Source organism: Flavobacterium sp. W21_SRS_FM6, assembly GCF_052119645.1.
Lineage (GTDB): Bacteria > Pseudomonadota > Gammaproteobacteria > Enterobacterales > Alteromonadaceae > Paraglaciecola.
This window is the reverse complement of the sequence record NZ_JBGQOM010000029.1, coordinates 1-1,600: the sequence shown is the minus strand read 5'-3', so window position 1 is coordinate 1,600 and position 1,600 is coordinate 1. Positions and strand designations below refer to the sequence as shown.

The 1,600-nt window shown below is 52.1% G+C and carries 2 tRNA genes and 1 rRNA gene; all 3 read left to right on the top strand.

The features are described 5' to 3' along the window. Nucleotides 1–1,329, top strand: a 16S ribosomal RNA gene (locus ACEN2L_RS20690); the annotation flags it as partial. Between the two features lie 98 nt (nt 1,330–1,427). After that, a tRNA-Ala gene (locus ACEN2L_RS20685) sits at nt 1,428–1,503 on the top strand. Nucleotides 1,504–1,521: 18 nt separating this feature from the next. Next, nucleotides 1,522–1,598 (top strand) — tRNA-Ile (locus ACEN2L_RS20680). Nucleotides 1,599–1,600: the final 2 nt, after the last annotated feature.

Here is a 1,600-nt window from a genome sequence, read left to right as displayed (position 1 = left end):
GGCTCTCGCGCAAAGAGTGGCCTAAGCGAGATTAGCTTGTTGGTGAGGTAAAGGCTCACCAAGGCGACGATCTCTAGCTGTTCTGAGAGGAAGATCAGCCACACTGGAACTGAGACACGGTCCAGACTCCTACGGGAGGCAGCAGTGGGGAATATTGCACAATGGGGGCAACCCTGATGCAGCCATGCCGCGTGTGTGAAGAAGGCCTTCGGGTTGTAAAGCACTTTCAGTCGTGAGGAAAGGTTAATGGTTAATACCCATTAGCTGTGACGTTAGCGACAGAAGAAGGACCGGCTAACTCCGTGCCAGCAGCCGCGGTAATACGGAGGGTCCGAGCGTTAATCGGAATTACTGGGCGTAAAGCGCACGCAGGCGGTTTGTTAAGCTAGATGTGAAAGCCCCGGGCTCAACCTGGGAATTGCATTTAGAACTGGCAGGCTAGAGTCTTGGAGAGGGGAGTGGAATTCCAGGTGTAGCGGTGAAATGCGTAGATATCTGGAGGAACATCAGTGGCGAAGGCGACTCCCTGGCCAAAGACTGACGCTCATGTGCGAAAGTGTGGGTAGCGAACAGGATTAGATACCCTGGTAGTCCACACCGTAAACGATGTCTACTAGCTGTTTGTGGATTTAATCTGTGAGTAGCGGAGCTAACGCGATAAGTAGACCGCCTGGGGAGTACGGCCGCAAGGTTAAAACTCAAATGAATTGACGGGGGCCCGCACAAGCGGTGGAGCATGTGGTTTAATTCGATGCAACGCGAAGAACCTTACCTACTCTTGACATACTAGAAACTTTGCAGAGATGCATTGGTGCCTTCGGGAATCTAGATACAGGTGCTGCATGGCTGTCGTCAGCTCGTGTCGTGAGATGTTGGGTTAAGTCCCGCAACGAGCGCAACCCTTGTCCTTAGTTGCCAGCCTTAAGTTGGGCACTCTAAGGAGACTGCCGGTGACAAACCGGAGGAAGGTGGGGACGACGTCAAGTCATCATGGCCCTTACGAGTAGGGCTACACACGTGCTACAATGGCGAGTACAGAGGGAAGCAAAACAGCGATGTCAAGCGGATCCCTTAAAGCTCGTCGTAGTCCGGATCGGAGTCTGCAACTCGACTCCGTGAAGTCGGAATCGCTAGTAATCGCAAATCAGAATGTTGCGGTGAATACGTTCCCGGGCCTTGTACACACCGCCCGTCACACCATGGGAGTGGGTTGCAAAAGAAGTAGCTAGTCTAACCTTCGGGAGGACGGTTACCACTTTGTGATTCATGACTGGGGTGAAGTCGTAACAAGGTAACCCTAGGGGAACCTGGGGTTGGATCACCTCCTTACTATTACGGCAGACATTTATTTTGCTGAGTGTTCACACAGATTGTTTTGTTATTAGTCAAAGAACCGAGAGACCGTTTCTAATGCCGAAGGCATAAGAGGGGCTATAGCTCAGCTGGGAGAGCGCCTGCCTTGCACGCAGGAGGTCAGCAGTTCGATCCTGCTTAGCTCCACCATATTGATTAGTCAATAATAGGCTTGTAGCTCAGGTGGTTAGAGCGCACCCCTGATAAGGGTGAGGTCGGCAGTTCAAGTCTGCCCAAGCCTACCAAA